Raw genomic sequence first — 15790 nt, 5'->3', positions numbered from 1 at the left:
CTGACGGGGAGAGACCCATGCAGCGCCGAACCCTACTGCAACTCGGCTTCGCCGCCGGCGCCTCCCTGGCGCTGGCCGGTTGCGGCTTTCGCCTTCGCGGCCTCGACCAGCCAGTGGTGGCCCGCGACGCCCTGGCCCTGGCGGGCACTGACAGCGAACTGGCCCGGCAGGCCGCCCGACGCCTGGAGCGTGCCGGCACCCGGGTGCATGACCGGGCGGCGCTGGTGCTCAACCTGGGTGCGGAACGCTTCCGTGAGCGACGCCTGAGCGTGCTCGACAGCGGACCCCGCGAACTTGAGATCTCCCTGGAAGTGCCCTTCTCCGTCCAGCGCCGCGCCGACGGCGCCTACCTGATCGATCAGCAGCGTCTGGAAGTCAGCGAGCGCATCACGGTCAACGATGACCAGCTGCTGGCCCAGGATGACCTGCGCGAGGCCACTCACGACCGGCTGCGTGACGACGCAGTACGCCAGCTGATGGATCGCCTGCGCGCGCTGGACACACAGTGAAGGGGCTTTCGTGAAGGTACTGTCGTGAAGATATTCGCTGACAAGCTCGAGGATGCACTGGCCAAGAAGCTGCCCCCGGTCGTGATCGTCTCGGGCGAGGAGCCGCTGCAGCACGTGGAAGCCTGCGACGCCGTTAGAGCCGCCGCCCGTCAGGCCGGGGTCGACGAGCGCGAGATCCTGCACGTGGAGGCCAACTTCGCCTGGGGACGCCTGACCGAAGCCGCCGCCAACCTCTCGCTGTTCGCCACGCGGCGGCTCATCGAGGTGCGGCTTGGCAGCGGCAAGCCCGGCCAGGAAGGCGCCAAGGCGCTTCGCGACTATGCCGAGTCCATAAAGGGCAGCGACGATATCCTGCTGCTCTCCACCGGCAAGCTCGACTACCGCGAGCAGAAGAGTGCCTGGTTCAAGGCCCTGGACAAAATCGGGCTCTTCGTACCGGTCTGGCCGGTAGACGTCTCGCGACTGGGTTTCTGGCTGCGTGACCGCGCCTCCCGCCACGGGCTCTCCCTGGAGCTCGAAGCCGCAAGGCTGCTCGGCGAACGCACCGAGGGCAACCTGCTGGCCGCCGATCAGGAACTCCAGAAACTCGCCCTGATGCTGCCTTCCGGCGCGCGAGTCGGGCCACGCGAAATAGCGGGCGGCGTAGAAGACAGCGCACGATACGACGTCTTTACCCTGATGGACGCCTGCCTCAAGGGCGAACGCGCGCGAGTCACACGGATCATGGCCGGCCTGCGCGGTGAAGGCGTCGAACCCCCTATAGTGCTCTGGGCGCTTTCCCGTGAACTGCGCATCCTTCTTTCAATTCAGCAGCACCTTGATCAGGGCCAGAGCCTGGAGCACGCCTGCAAGGCCCAGAAACCGCCGATTTTCGAGAAGCGCCGCCCGGCCTATCAGCAAGCCATGGCCAGGCTGCCGCTTAAACGACTGCACAAGCTGCTGCTCTTTGCCCAGCGACTGGATCTGGCGATCAAGGGAGCCAGCAGCGTGCCACTATGGGATGGCCTCCATGATCTGGCCCTCACCCTGGCCGGCGGACGCGGCCTGCTGGCTGAGCTGCCCTCCTCCTACCGCGTCGGCTAAAGCACTGGGGCAAACACTATTGAGAGTGCCACTTCTTGTGGGAGCGATGCTTGCATCGCGATGCAAGCATCGCTCCCACAAAGGCACGGTGCCGAGTTCTCTCCCACTAAGGCATGAAATGTCACGGCATTCCGTCCTATAATCAGACAGCATCGCTGCTTCGCGGGCCTGCATGAAAGCCGCGCCGACGAAGCCTGGAGCTGGAAGCCCAATCCCGACAAGAAGGAACACCGCCATGATGAAGAAGCTCTACCGCTATCTCAGCCCGCTGCTGATCGCCGCTCTGGTACTGGGCAGCCTGCCGGTGGCCGCTGCACCGGCCAGTTCTGGAAGCGGACTGATCACCACCCAGGAGGCCCTGAATGCCGAAAGGTCCCAGGGAGATCGGGAGCGAATCCACGAGATCCTCGCACGTGACGAGGTACAGGAGCAGCTCGTCGCCCAGGGCGTTGATCCCACCGAGGTGGAAGCCCGCGTAGCCGCCCTCTCCGATGCAGAAGCCGCTCAGATGGCCGACCAGCTCGAGCAGCTGCCGGCCGGTGCCAGCGTGGTCGGCGCCCTGTTCGCCGTCTTCGTGATCCTGCTGGTCACCGATATCCTCGGCCTGACCAACGTCTACCCCTTCACCCGCTGATAGGTGAGCGACGCATGACTCCATGCCCTTCCCGGCATTTCACCAAGACGACCTTCTGGAACGCCCGCCTAGCGGGCGTTCTCGCGTTGGCACTGGTGATGCTCATCATGGCCGGCTGCGCCAGCACGCCGCAGCTGGCCGAGACCACGAAACGCGAACTTCCCCGCCAGACCCTTCTCGAGCAGACCCCCTTCCACGGGCAGCGCGACTACCAGTGCGGCCCCGCCTCGCTGGCCATGGTGCTCAACGCCTCCGATGTACCGGTAGAGGTCGACACCCTGATTCCCCAGGTCTTCCTGCCCGAGCGTGAAGGCAGCGTCCAGCCGGAGATGCTGGCCACTGTACGCCGCCACGGTCGCATTCCCTTCATGATCAAGGGCAACCTCGATGCCCTGCTCACCGAGATCGACGCCGGCCACCCGACGGTGGTGATGCAGAATCTCTCGCTGCCCGCCTGGCCGATCTGGCACTACGCCGTGGCCATCGGCTTCGATCTGGACGAGGAGACGCTGATCCTGCATAGCGGCATGGAGCCGGAGCGCATCGAGTCCTTCAAGCGTTTCGATGCCACCTGGGCCCGCAGCGATCGCTGGGCCTTCGTTGCCCTGCCCCCGGGCACGCTGCCTGCCACCACCGACGCTGAGGCCGCAATGGATGCCATTGTCGACTTCGAGCGCGTGCAGGGCGAACAGGCTGCACTGCTCGCCTGGGAGGCTCTCATTGACCGCCACCCTGAACACGCCATGGGGCATTTCGCCCTGGGGAATGCCCGCTACGCCACCGGCGACCGGCAGGGCGCCATTGCGGCCTTCGAGGGGGCCGTGGCACAGGACCCCGACCTCGCCGTCGCCTGGCTCAATCTGGGGCTCCTGCAGCAAGAGATGGGAAACGTCGATCAGGCTCGCGAGGCCCTGCAGCTAGCGGCGGCCCATCCCGGCGCCTGGCAGAACCCGGCTCGCCAAGCCCTCGACGGCCTGAAGAGTGGAGATTAGCCGCTCCGCACCTCCCGGAAAGGCTCGAGCCTTCATCCCATGGAGTTCCCCAGTTTTTCCCCAACGCACGAAAAAGCCCCCTGGCGAGTTAGGCCAAGGGGCTGATTCACATGTTCTTTTTGGTGGAGCCTAGCGGGATCGAACCGCTGACCTCAACACTGCCAGTGTTGCATAGCCGTTCGCATAACGTACTGATGTCAAATTGAAACCTTCCTCTCAGACTGGAAGCACATACAGCATATACGCTCTGCATGGATACTGGCGCTCCGGCTGGGTTTTACGGCATGATCAGAGGGGACCTACCGGGAGGAATCGCCATGTTCAGCATTGTCGAAGGCCCTGACGAGATCACTATCACCTGTCCTTGCGGTGCTACGGAGTCTGTCCGCGACGAACACCACCTCAGTGAATTTGAGTGTGGGCGAGGCTTAGACGGCTCCACTGACGTTGCCTTCAAATGCACGAGCTGTGGCCACACTGACAAAGCCACCCGGATGAACGCCGACCCATAGCAAGGACTTGATGATGTCTGTATGGACACAAGCAGCTCTGCCGATCGCCACCACCCTAGCGGGTGGTTTGATTGGATGGGCGGCCTCCCTAGCGAACTCGCGCAGGGCCGAATACAACCATCTCACCCACGATGTGCGTGTGGGGTTGGAGAAGTTAATCGCCAGTGACTCCCCCGAAACAGTGAGCGGCTCACCGTCAGGCGATGATCTGACCCGTATGAAGGCCAGCCTTCGCAACCGTGACAGAAAGCGGATCGCTCCGAAGGCCGCGAAATACTTGGCCGCTCAGAGAGAAGCCCATGCGACGGACAAGCACAGCCAGCCGGTATGCACTGCCGAGCAGCGAGAGCAGTACTTGTCAGCAGCTCAGGAATTGCGAGAGGCTGTAGCCGTGAAGTAGTCTTTGTTCGTGTAGCTCAATGGCAGAGCCGCGCCCCACCTACTGAGCCCCGTCACCCCTACTACCTTGGATCACTCGCCGTCTCAGAAGACGGCAACGTGTCTCACATCTTGCGCTCCACCAGTTGACTCAGTAATGGCACCTTATCCTTACCTACCCTCTTCCCTGAAGGCATGTTTCCTCCATGGACGACGCCACCCGTTACCGACTCACCACCTGGCGTAAGCGCCTTGAGCGCCTGGGCTGGGTAAGCTTGCGCCGGGGCCGGCCACCAGGTGATCGGTTGGTCGAGTATCACGTGATCTGGCAGGGGCGACTGATCAGCGGGCGGGTAAGGCTGGGCGAGTTTGGACCACCATGCCGGCTTTTGGGAACCAGGCTCAGCGGTGTATCTGCTGGATCGGCGCCAGGATGTCGAGGAGGGAGTGTGGCAGGTGGCAAAGGATCAGAAAGCCGTCCCTGGCCTGGCGGTGCGATCCATGCCGGTATGACGCGGTGCCCCGTCCGTGGTGGCAACTCCTCATCCTGTGGAGTCGCATGCTGTGAGGCGTCACGCCTCAAACATAGGCGCCCTGCCGCAGCCATTGCCATGCTAGATCTCGCATTCTGGTGTGCGAGATCGCTTACAAACACTCGGTGATGCTGCTTTAGCCCCTCACGTACCTTTGTGCTGCCTGAGAGACAGGTCTAGGCTAAGTGGACCTCATATCGCACATAACAAAATTGGCAGGGACGAACCATGGAACTAGGTGACAAGCTTTCAAGCATCGCTCGGAGAGGCCAGGAACAGGTAGGCCACATCAAGAATGAGGAGGCAACGAAGACGGCGTTGGTGATGCCCTTCATCGGTGCGCTGGGTTATGACCCTTTCGATACGCGAGAGGTAGTGCCGGAATTCACCGCTGACGTCGGCACCAAGAAAGGGGAAAAGGTAGACTACGCAATCAGGACGAATGGCACCTTGTCGATTCTGGTGGAATGCAAGCCGCTGGGCGCCGACCTCTCTCATGTCCAGTACAACCAGCTGTATCGGTACTTCGCCTGCACCGATGCAAAATTCGCCATCCTGACGAATGGCTTCGAGTATCGCTTCTACTCCGACCTCGACTTCGAGAACAAGCTGGACACTCGCCCCTTCTTCACCTTCGATCTCGCTGACTTCAACGACCAGGACATCGACGAGCTTCAGAAATTCACCAAACCGAACTTCGATGTCGATGCCATACTCAGCACGGCGAACCGTCTCAAGTACACCAACTTGGCAAAGAGAGCCATAGATGAGGTGTTCCGCGAAATCCCGGAAGAATACGTCAAGTTCATAGTCGGTAAGATCTACGAAGGGCGGCAGACGCGACAGGTCATCGAGGAATTCACCCCCATCATTAAGGAGGCTGGCACGCTCTATGTGAAGGAGCAGGTCGCCCAACGGCTCAAAGGGGCACTGGCAAGCAACGATGTGGAAGCCGCCAGCGCCATACCTGCCTTACAAACTCCAAGCGAAGAGCAGCCAACCGACGACGACGGAATCGTCACGACTCAAGATGAAATCGATGGTTACAACATTGTCCGGTCGATCCTGGCTGAGCAGATAGACGTCGGCCGAATCACGATGCGCGATGCCAAGTCCTACTGCGCCGTGCTACTTGATGACAACAACCGCAAGCCGATCTGCCGCTTCCACTTCAATGCCAAGAGCGTTATGCGCGTGGGGTTCTTTCAGGATAAGCAGGAGGATCGGGTAGAGATTGCTTCGGTTAGCGACCTCTTCCAGCACCGTGAAGCACTGAACGCCACGGTAGCGGAGTACCTTGGATAGCGGCATAGCCAATCACAGTCATAGGATGGAGTGCTTCGATGAGCAAGTGGCCAGATAACGAAGGGAAGCCATGGTCTGCAGCGGACAAAGCCAAATTGAAACAGTTGGCGAAGGAGAATACGCCTACCCGAGTCATTGGTCTGAAGCTGGGCAGGACCGAAAATGCCATCTACAGCAAAGCCCAGGAGCTGGGAGTCAGCTTAAAGCCGACAAATCAGTCACCGTATGGATAGACCATTCTGAGCCTGATCCACATACCTCGATGCGTTGATCCCTGGTCGACCGCCACTTTGCGCTGAAGATGGGCAAGACTAGCCTGTGAAGACAATCTGACATGAGGTCTTCATCATGCTAACCATGACCACTGGCGGCCTACTGCTAGACATGCTGGGCGTGGCGCTGCTCTTCATCTACCCACCAAGCCTTCCGGAGCACGAGAAGTCCCAAGGTGTTCGGGTCACCACATCGCCTGAGCTCAAAGCTACACGAGCGCGACTGGCTAAAAAGCGAGCCAAGTCGAACAGAATCGCGCGGGTAGCCCTGGTGGCTATTTTCATCGGCTTCGGGCCGCAGCTCTGGGCTCAGTTGCTATAGCCACTCACACCTCCACCACCACATCCGTCAGCGCAGGCGCTTCGCCCTTCACCTCCCCCGCCTGCACGAACGCCTTGAGCCCTACCGCCACACCCTGCCCCCTGGCGCGGAGGTTGCCGCCGCCGGGGAGTTGCAGGGTGCTGGTGCCGTCGGGGTGGTGCTGGATGACCTCGCCGACGAACATCGGGTCGCGGGGGATGAGATCGAGGAACTGGCGGTAGAGGTTGCGGGCCATCAGGCGGTCTCCTCGAGGTGGCGTTCGAGCTCGGCGGTCTGCTCGATGGTGAGGGCATCATTCTGCAGGCGGGCGTTGAGGCTGACGGCGCGCACCAGGCCACGCCAGTCATCCCCGCTGGGATCGACGTGCAGCAGCTGGCCGGTCTCGAGCAGCCCGGCGAGGTCGTCAGCCAACGGCAGGGCCAGGGATTCGCGGGTCTGGGCACCGCTGGCGGAAAGCACGCTGATGCCACGGGCGCGGGCCGGGGCCTGGCGGGTGATCAGTGGGTCGACGACCATCTCGCCGAGGCGGTCGGCGGCGGTGCCGGTGCGCTTGACGAGTGCCAGCACGCCGGTGGTCTCGCCGGAGATGTAGACGCCGTTGAGCGCCTCGGAGCGGCGCAGCTCGGAGCCGAGCCGGGTGAGCACGTCGAGCGGCAGAGTCACGCTGGGCGTGGTGCCGGCCCAGGCCCAGTGCGGCAGGGCGTAACGCGGGGCGATGATCAGCTGCGGGGCGCTGCGATGAGCCTGCACCATGGCGCCGGCGGCGTTGGCGATGGCGGTGATGGCCTCGATGGGCGTGCGGTTGGTGTAGTGCCAGGCCTCGGGCTCGACCAGCCAGTCGTCGATCTGCCAGTCCAGCGTCCAGCCCAGGGGCAACTCCTGGGTGGCGAGCTGACGGGCGGTGCGGGTCTGGGTCTCGCTGTAGCTGCGCGGCTCGGCGTGGGGCGCGGCCAGGTAGGCGGCGAGGCTGCGGGCGCTGAGGGTGATGGTCGGCACCTCGCCGAACTGACGCTGGCGGCTCCAGGAGTCGAGCACGCCGCGCCACACGTAGCCGTTGAGCACGGCTTCAATCTCCACGGGCTGGCTGGCGTTGCGCACGGCGTCGAGGCTGGCCTGGCCGTGCACGGTGGCGCGCATTTCCCAGCTCCAGGAGTCGGCATCGATGGCGGCGGAGATGGCACTGGCGTCGAGCAGCTGGCCGGTGGCCACGAGCTTGAGGCTGGCGGTGTTGCTCACGAGGTAGGTCCTCCGGATCGGCACGCCGACGGGGTGGCAGACGATGGGCCCGAAGCCGAGATCGGTGTCGCCCTGGCCGGGGCGGCAGAACGGCAGCTCGTTGTCGGGCACATAGGGATCGGGCGGCGGCTCGACCGGCGGATGCGGGTAGGGGCTGGTCCCCGGGTCGGGCCATTTGGCTTGCTCGTACCTGGCCTGCCAGGCCAGCGGATGCGGCGCGGCGGTCTGCCAGTCGCTGCCCCAGTGGCAGGCGAGGATGCGGCTGGCCTGCTGGTAGGGCAGGCCCCACTGGGTGCGCAGGTGCGGCAGCCAGCGGTTGTGGGTGCCGGCGTGTTGCCAAATGGCCGCGCCCTGCTGCTCCCGCGGGGTGCGGTGGCGGTCGAGCCGCGGCAGGTAGCGGTTGTGCGTGGCCCGCTGGCTGGCCAGACGCTCGCCGTGCTCCTGCACGATGCGCCGCATCTCGTCCAGTCGGGGCAGGTGCTGGGCCGTGGCATGGGTGCCGCGGCTGAGCGGGTCGGCCTGCTGGTAGCGGGTTGCGGTGGCCTGGTGGTAGCGCTCGCTCTGGGCATAGCGGCCGGTAACGTGCGCCGGCACCGCCTCACCTTGCTGGTAGTCGGTGGCGGCCTGCACGCCGGGGCCGCGCCAGACGTTGATGTCGCGCTCGGCCTCGAACCATGCCTGAGGCGCCGGCAAGCTCGCCGCGACCTGGGCGCGCACGCGCAGGGTGGCCGTGGCGGTGGCCTGGGGCGCGGCCAGGGTGACGTCGATGACCGGGCGCAGCAGGGCCCGGGCGGTGAGCCCGGCAGTTGGCGGCGGCAGCACGCCGAACAGGGTACCCACCGGGCGGCGCTGCTCGGCGGTGATGGTCGCCGTGGGCGGGGCCAGGCTGGCATTGATGGCCGGGCGCAGCAGCGCACGCGCCTGGGCCGTGGCCTCGGGCGCCGGGAGCGTGGCGGCGATCGCGCCGGCGGCGACCGGCACCGTGGCGGCCAGTTCGGCCGTGGGCGCGGGCAGCGTGGCAGTGAGGCTGGCGGGGAAGCGCTCACCAGGCTCGGCGGGCTCGCCCTCGGGGCAGATGCCGAACTGCAGGGAGACGCTGGCGGCCAGGGCCTCGGCGGGAAAGCCGAACTGCAGCGGCACCGTGCCCACGGGGGCATGCCACTCGGGGCAGATCCCCGGCGTGGGCTCACCACCGCCCTCGTCCGGCGGGGCCTGGGCAACACCGAACTGCAACGGCGCCCCGCCGGTGGGCGAGACATAGCCGGCGGGGCCGAACTGGAGATGATACTGGGCCATTCCGGCTCCTCGGCTACGTGCTGTGCTGGAGGTTCGGTGACGATCAGGCCTCGGCGATGGTGCCCGAGGTTATCTCGACGATCACCCCGGCATAGAACTGCGTCTGGGTGATCTCGATGTTGGCGCCACTGCCCTCCACGCCCACGGTGAGGTCGGCCTTCACCGCGCCGGCGCTGTCGCGCAGGCGCGCCCAGGCGGCGATGCCCGCCTCGGTGGCCAGCACCTCATCGAACGGGGCCGTGGTCAGCACGGCGTTGACGATCTCGTCCTCGAAGGGGATTGGGCACTCGACCACCGCCAGCACCACCTGGCCGGCCAGGGCGGTGTCGGGGCTGGCCGGCTGCGGTTCGGCGTAGAAGGTCAGCGTCGCCGGGGCCTGTTCGGTGGCGCCGGCGTTGATCCGCGCGGCCAGGGTCTCGAGGCGGGCCTGGCGTTCGCTCAGGGCAAGGGCAAGGTTGGCCATCAGGCGGGCACCTCCGGTTGGGCGTTGTCTGCGATCACGGCGTTGTATTCGCCGGTATGGTCATGGGCGACGATGGTGAAGCGCTTGGCCGGATCCAGGTCGTCGAACTGGTAGTAGCCGGCGCTGTTGCTCCAGCCCTCGCGGACGATGCGCCCGGTCGTGCGTTCGAAGCAGCGCACCCGACGCGAAACCGGGTTGCCGTTGGGATCGGTGGTATTGCCGCTGATGCGCCCCTGGCGATCGGGCCGGGAGACCACGCCCTCCGGCGTCAGGTGGCTGCCGCCGCTGCCGTCGCGCTGGTCGAACCAGGCCGGCCGGGCCAGCAGGGCCGTGACGCCCTGCACGCTGCTGCGGCCGGAGCGAGGGATGGCGGTGGGGTTGGGGACCGGGCTCGGATGGGGGTTGTATGCCTGGCCAACACCCCCCAGATCTCGACCAACTCGGTAAGTTATTCCTGAAATATTAAAAAACGTATTTCCGGTTACTTCGGTGTATAAATCTTGTCTTTCTGTTTGTGTAAGTGAGCGGTTGTGTGTGCTGAAAATATCCAACATTCCATTAAGGAAGTTAATTTTATTTTCAGGAACCATACATCCTATAACCAATGACTGCGGAGTTATGCCTGTGTATCCAATGGCCGAAATATCCAGGCTCCCGACGTGCTGTGAATCCACAAAAAAATTAACTTCATCTATATCGGCATTCACTTCGATTTGAGCTAAATGCCATTCCCCATCGTGGACGCTTCCCCCAGATGGCGAGCCAAAAACTTGAGAACCACCAGAACTTGAGACTTGGACTCTAAGAAATCCACTAGACCCTTGAATATAAAAATCAACCCTTTCATTTCCAATACCACTAAAGGAACAGATTGCTTCAAATGCAGTAGAATATTCTCTTTTTACCCAACATGATATCGAGAGTATATTATATCTAATGCTGTTTTCTATCTGAACATAAACATGGTCATTGTTGCTTTTATTAAAAGCCAGAGCTTGGCCTTTTATCCCTGGCTCCTGCGCCGCCCCACTTATCGTCCCATTGTAATCACCCGTTTCGGCCACCAGCGTACTGCCGGTGACGTCATCCATTGTGTACCTAATGGTGAGACCGTCAGTCGGGACTGTAATCGGGATCTCTTTTGAGTCGTATACCCCCACATCCACCACATCGCACGCGAGTGCCGCGCTGCTGTCCGCCCTAGCGCCGAGGGTCACCGGCACCGCCGGCCAGGTGACGGTGGCCGTTACCGTGGCCACGGCTTCATTGTCCAGGTAGAGGGTCGCCTCGGCGGCGTCATACACCGCCACGGCGTGGTGGTACTCGCCGGGGTAGACGGTCACCTCCGTGCTGGCCGTGCCGCCCACCACCAGGCGGATCTTGCCGGTCTCGGTCTGCTCGATGGCCAGGCCATTGGTGCCGTCGTGCTGGCCGATCAGGTGCCCGGCTCCAGGGCCTGGTCGGAACCAAACGGGCAGCGATACGGCGGTCTCGCTGCTGAACTGGATGGCGGTGTCGATGCGGCTGGTGGTACCGTTGAGGCGCGCCTCCCCTCCCCCATCGACCAGTTGGCTGGGCGCCCAGGTCACGTCCACCGCGGTGCCGTGGGCGGTGCCCGCGCTGTCGCGGGCGTTGCCGTCGAGCTTATAGCGGGCGATCAGTGTCATGCGCCCACCTCCGGTAACCATTCATCCAGCCGCCAGGCCATCAGCCGCTCGGTGCCGTTGTAGGCCCGCGAATCCATGGCCAGCCAGAACAGCACCGGCACGCCTTCGAGATCCGGCAGGTTGTCGACCACCGCGCCGTGGTAGACGCTAGAGGTGTGCAGCGGCTGCAGCAGGCCGGGCAGGAAGCCGCGCAGGCTGCCCTGCTCCACCACCATCAGCTTACCGGTGGCCACGTAGAATCCGTTGGTGGCGGGGTTGGGGTAGGCGATCACGCCGTCGCCCAGGCGCGTGCCGATGCCGTAGAGCTGCCAGGGCACCTCGCCGGGCAGCTGTTGGTAGCCGCGGGCGATGGCGCGGTAGTCGCTGCTGCCCAGGGTGGCGAAGTCGGCGTAGTAGCTCTCGCTGGCATCCCACTCGGCACCGGTGCTGCTCTCGATGCCGGTCAGCACGCAGTGGGCGGCGTCACCCGGGCGGACGCTCTCGATGTCGCCCAGCATCACGGCGCTGCGCTTGCCGGCGGAGGCGTAGCGGTTGAGCCAGTAGAGGGCGTGGCCATCGGCGACCAGCAGCCACTCGGCCGTGGCGTAGCGATGGCTGGCGGGCCAGAACTGCTCCATGGCCTGGTCATAGGTGGCGAAGTCGGTGAAGCTCTCGCACACCCGCACCCGGGCGACGAACTCGTTACCCGCCGAGTAGTTGCCCTGGTTGCCGTTGTTCTCGATCACGACGACATGGTCGGTGGCGTCGGCCGCCGTGCGGCTCAGCGCGATCTTGTGGTTGGTGGCGTCCTCGGCCTCGATGGTCCATCCGCCCACCGGGGCGGCCTTGGCCTCCAGCGTGGCGCCGGTGGCGGTGGTGGCCGCCGGGGCATAGGGCGGCTTGAAGAGGAACTGGGTGGCGGTGACGGCAGTGACGCGGTGCTCGCCGTTGTAGGCGGCCTGGTCAGCACCGCTGACATCGACCACCTGCCCCACCTTGAAACCATGGTCGCTGCCCACGGCCACGGTGGCGCGGTCGGTCTCGCTGTCGTAGGTCATCGAGGCAATCGGGGTCACATTAAATCCTGTGACCAGGCAGGCCTTGACCAGGGCGATGAAGTCGCCGGCGGCGGTGTCGCCCAGAACCGGCGCGCCGCCCATGTCGCTGGAGAACCACTTTACGGGGAATGGCATGTTGCTCTGCTCCTATCGGGGGCTGTCTGGACGGGCTATCAGGACGGCTGGGCGTCGACGTTACCGCGCACCTGCAGGCGGAACTGGAAGTTGCTGGCCTCGGCGGGGCCCTGGAGCACCGTGCGGGCCAGCCAGATCGGCGTGTTGGCGCCGATGGTGTTGAAGCGCAGCACGTTACCGGCGCTCCAGCCGCTGCCCCAGCCACCGGCAGGGATGCGGAAATAGGGCACGCCGGTGTTGGGGTTGTTGGGCGTGGTCTCGCTGTTGATCGAGAAGGTACCGATCTGGCCGACCGACTCACCGATGATGTTGCCGCCACTGGTGCTGGTGAAGCGCAGCGCCCAGCGCTCGGTGATGGTGCCGCGGTTGGTCACGGTGAGCGGGTAGATGGCGGCGTTGTACTCGGCGCTGGTCTCACTGCCGATCAGCTCGTCCGACCAGGTGTTGGTCCAGGTGCTCTGGTCGAACAGGTTGGTCCAGCGCGCCTGCAGGTCACCGGCGATCAGCGCACTGCTCACGTAGGTGCCGTCGACGGGATAGTCGTGGCTCAGCTGGCCGACCAGGGTCAGCTCGCCGCCGATCTGCACGTCACCGATCAGCACCAGGTCCTCGATGCGGTGCACGGCGTAGAGTGGCTCCACATAGCCCGAGAGATCCGCCGCGGCATCCAGGGTGATGGTGCCGGCGTCGAGGTCCGCCACGTAGTCGGCGGGTGGCATTCGGGTGCCCTCGAAGTCCTCGATGTGCAGCAGCGCCAGGCGTGTGCGGCCGACGTCGAGGCTGTCGCCTGCAGCGGTGCCCAGCGGCCAGGGGGTCTTCTGGGTGTTGTGCACCACCGCCACGTTGGCCGGCCGGAAGATCGGCACGCGGCCATCCGGCGGCAGGCGCACCGGGTCGAGGCCCAGCAGCTCGGCATCCAGCGGCAGCGAGGAGAGAATCACCGCGTTGAAGCGGCAGGCGCTGGGCAGCACCGCGCGGGGCTTCCAGATCATGCCGCCCTCGACGTTGGCCGGGTCGTACCAGTCCTCCTGCTTCTCCTCGGGGGTCAGGGTGCTGTCGTCGACCAGCTCGCCGAAGCTCGCGCTGGCCACGCCGGTCTGGTAATCGATCTCGCCCTCGACGTTCGCGCCCTCGATCACCCCCTGGAAGTTGGCCTGGCCGTTGAGCAGCGCGCCGTCGGCGGTGGTGGCCAGCAGGGTCAGGCCGCCCACCTGGATGGGTGCGCCCGGGGTGCGGAAGAACACGTCGAACACCGTCCAGCGGCCGAACACCGTGACCAGGCTGGTGATACTGATCTGGTTGCTGCCGCTCGAGCCCCAGTCCTCGAGGACCACCTCGGCGCGGTCGTAGTCAATGGAGCCGCTGAGCAGCCCGGCGCCGGTGGCCGGGTCGACATCGCGGTAGAGCGAGCCGGAGCGGTCCTCGTAGGTGGCACCGCGGAAGGTGAAGCGCAGGGTGTCCGGCACCACCATGTCCTGGATCAGCGGCAGCAGCGAGACCGTCAGCGGGTTGGGGTTGCGCTGCACGCTGCCCGAGGTGCTGGCGATGATCTGCGGCTGCCAGCGGGCGATCACGGCGGCGCCGTCGGCGAACGCATCGGTCAGCGTGGTGGACTCCCAGGTAGCGCCACTGGCGCTGTCGCGCCGCCATTCGTTGACCTCGTTGACCGCCTCGACCTTGAGGGTGACCAGGCCGTTCTCGTAGTTCACCGTGCCGTCGAAGGCCTGGATGCCGCCCATGCCGTCGTCATAGGCGCGATAGGAAACCGTGCTGCTGTCGTCGCGGCGTTCCTCGTAGGTGGCACTGCCCCCGCCCATCAGCTGGCTGTATACCTCGGTGCTTCCGCTGACCGTGACGTCCTTTCGCGTCACGCTCCACTCGAAGCTGACCGAGCCGGGCTTGATCGGCGCGTTGGGCAGCTGCAGCTGCACGAAGCCGCTGCCGTCCTTGCTGGGGTTGAAGGTCGCGGTCTGGCTCGCGCCGTATTCGTACTCCACCACCACCAGGGAGTTGGCATCCGGCCAGAAGCCGTCGTTGAACTCGACCCACACCTGGCCGGGGCGGTCGCCGGCGTCGACGTCCTGCCAGCCGTAGATCATGCGCCCCGTCGCCGAGCCGCTGAGCGTGCCCATGCCGTCGTCGGTGGCCTGCACCTCCACTTCGTCGCTCATCCACTTGACCACCACGCTCTGGGGCACGATGCCGCCGTGGTCGAGCTCGAAGGTCAGCGAGGGCGTGGGGAACGGCACCTGGTAGCCGGCGCGGTCGACGTAGTGCACCGGCGTGCCCCAGAAGAACAGCAGCGAGGTGTCGGCATCGGGCAGCGCCTGCAGGGTGACGATCACCGAGCCGGTGGCGTAGTTGATCTGCCCGGTACCGGCGCCGGTCAGCTCGCCGTTGCCCTCCTCGTCGCGCAGGGTGTACCAGCGGCCCAGGGCGCGGTACTCCACCACCACGGTGCCGGGGGCCGGCAGCGGCTGCAGGTTGCGGGTGTAGTTGAAGCCGCGGTTGTTGACCTGGATGGCGATGCGGTCGGTCTCGGCGACCTGGGGGATCTCGTGATCGATGCCGCCGCTGGTCACCGTCACCGCCGTTTCCCCGCCGATCTGCACGTCGACCACCGGGGTCTCGGTCTGGGTGCTGGGCACGATGGCCTGGTAGACGCTCTCCACGGTGATGGTGTTGCTGCCCAGGCTGGCCGCCATGGCCGCCCGGCTGATGCCGTAGTAGCGCGCGGCATCCGCCACCAGGGTGCTGCGCAGGCGGGTATCGGGCTGGGTGCCGGTGGTGCGCTGCGGCTCGTGGCCGTAGAAGCGCAGCAGCAGCTCGGTGGAGATGCCGATGGTCAGCACCTGGCGCACGAAGTCGCCGGCGCCGTCGGTGAAGGTGAGGTCCTGGGAGTCGATCTCGGTGACGCGCACGTACTGGCTCTCGCCGTTGAAGGCGCCACTCTCGGTGGCCAGCAGCAGCACGTCGCCGATGTCCGGCGGGGTCTCGCCCACGCGCTGGTAGGCGAGGATCGAGCGCTGGCCGGGGAGCTGGTCGCCGTAGAGGCGCATGCGCGTGAGGGGCCCGCTCACCACGTAGCCCTCCACCCGGTCGCGTGCCTCGCCGCGTTCGTCCACCGGGCTGCCGGTGGAGAACGCGAGCACGCTGACGTTGTCGTCCGCCGGGGCCTGGTCGATGATCACGTGGGCGCCGAAGTAGTAGTCGGTGTCGTCGGTCTCCACGGCGCCGAACACCTTGCGCAAGCTGGTACGGCCGTAGACGCGGTCCAGGTCGGAGACATCGTTGAAGATCTCGTTGCTGAGGCCGTCGACGATCTCGTTGCCGGTGATGCGCCCGCCGCCGTCGGTGTTGTCGGTCATGCGTTCCGACTTGAGCAGCTTGATGTCGCCTTGCAGGATCGGCATGGG

At 65.1% G+C, this 15790-nt stretch carries 13 protein-coding genes; 7 read left to right on the top strand and 6 right to left on the bottom strand.

Annotated elements, in window-relative coordinates:
* Positions 1-17 precede the first annotated feature (17 nt).
* The 7 genes from HALO32_RS13130 to HALO32_RS13095 all read left to right on the top strand — a co-directional run bounded on the left by HALO32_RS13130 (position 18) and on the right by HALO32_RS13095 (position 6540).
* The gene (locus HALO32_RS13130; RefSeq protein WP_151444310.1) at positions 18-509 is read left to right on the top strand and encodes an LPS-assembly lipoprotein LptE; all 492 of its coding nucleotides are present in this window, start codon (positions 18-20) and stop codon (positions 507-509) included.
* A gap of 24 nt (positions 510-533) precedes the next feature.
* Positions 534-1592, top strand: a complete 1059-nt coding sequence (gene holA, locus HALO32_RS13125) for a DNA polymerase III subunit delta (protein WP_151444309.1) — start codon at positions 534-536, stop codon at positions 1590-1592.
* A gap of 238 nt (positions 1593-1830) precedes the next feature.
* Positions 1831-2226 (top strand): PA2779 family protein, encoded by a 396-nt coding sequence (locus tag HALO32_RS13120; protein WP_151444560.1) that lies wholly within the window; start codon positions 1831-1833, stop codon positions 2224-2226.
* A gap of 14 nt (positions 2227-2240) precedes the next feature.
* Positions 2241-3218, top strand: a complete 978-nt coding sequence (locus tag HALO32_RS13115; RefSeq protein ID WP_151444308.1) for a PA2778 family cysteine peptidase — start codon at positions 2241-2243, stop codon at positions 3216-3218.
* A gap of 525 nt (positions 3219-3743) precedes the next feature.
* Positions 3744-4130, top strand: coding sequence for a hypothetical protein (locus HALO32_RS13110; protein ID WP_151444307.1), 387 nt, complete (start codon positions 3744-3746; stop codon positions 4128-4130).
* Between the two features lie 739 nt (positions 4131-4869).
* Positions 4870-5946: a type I restriction endonuclease gene (locus HALO32_RS13105; protein WP_151444306.1), complete on the top strand. Its 1077-nt coding sequence runs from the start codon at positions 4870-4872 to the stop codon at positions 5944-5946.
* Between the two features lie 348 nt (positions 5947-6294).
* Positions 6295-6540, top strand: coding sequence for a hypothetical protein (locus HALO32_RS13095; RefSeq protein WP_151444304.1), 246 nt, complete (start codon positions 6295-6297; stop codon positions 6538-6540).
* Between the two features lie 4 nt (positions 6541-6544).
* Here HALO32_RS13095 and HALO32_RS13090 read toward each other — a convergent pair whose 3' ends face one another.
* Genes HALO32_RS13090 through HALO32_RS13065 form a run of 6 tightly spaced genes read right to left on the bottom strand, consistent with a single transcriptional unit; the run spans position 6545 to position 15787 of the window.
* The gene (locus HALO32_RS13090; protein ID WP_151444303.1) at positions 6545-6775 is read right to left on the bottom strand and encodes a hypothetical protein; all 231 of its coding nucleotides are present in this window, start codon (positions 6773-6775) and stop codon (positions 6545-6547) included.
* Positions 6775-9072 (bottom strand): hypothetical protein, encoded by a 2298-nt coding sequence (locus HALO32_RS13085; RefSeq protein WP_151444302.1) that lies wholly within the window; start codon positions 9070-9072, stop codon positions 6775-6777. The genes HALO32_RS13090 and HALO32_RS13085 overlap by 1 nt, the downstream gene beginning before the upstream one ends.
* 43 nt (positions 9073-9115) lie before the next feature.
* The gene (locus HALO32_RS13080; protein WP_151444301.1) at positions 9116-9535 is read right to left on the bottom strand and encodes a hypothetical protein; all 420 of its coding nucleotides are present in this window, start codon (positions 9533-9535) and stop codon (positions 9116-9118) included.
* Complete coding sequence (locus HALO32_RS13075) at positions 9535-11202, bottom strand: LamG-like jellyroll fold domain-containing protein (protein ID WP_192576508.1); 1668 nt, start codon at positions 11200-11202, stop codon at positions 9535-9537. The genes HALO32_RS13080 and HALO32_RS13075 overlap by 1 nt, the downstream gene beginning before the upstream one ends.
* Positions 11199-12374 (bottom strand): hypothetical protein, encoded by a 1176-nt coding sequence (locus HALO32_RS13070; protein WP_151444299.1) that lies wholly within the window; start codon positions 12372-12374, stop codon positions 11199-11201. Before HALO32_RS13070 ends, HALO32_RS13075 begins: the two co-directional genes overlap by 4 nt.
* Positions 12375-12412: 38 nt before the next feature.
* Positions 12413-15787, bottom strand: coding sequence for a hypothetical protein (locus tag HALO32_RS13065; RefSeq protein ID WP_151444298.1), 3375 nt, complete (start codon positions 15785-15787; stop codon positions 12413-12415).
* Positions 15788-15790 lie beyond the last annotated feature (3 nt).

The sequence above is a fragment of the Halomonas lysinitropha genome (assembly GCF_902500215.1).
Taxonomy (GTDB): domain Bacteria; phylum Pseudomonadota; class Gammaproteobacteria; order Pseudomonadales; family Halomonadaceae; genus Halomonas; species Halomonas lysinitropha.
This window is presented reverse-complemented; position numbering and strand designations above follow the sequence as displayed.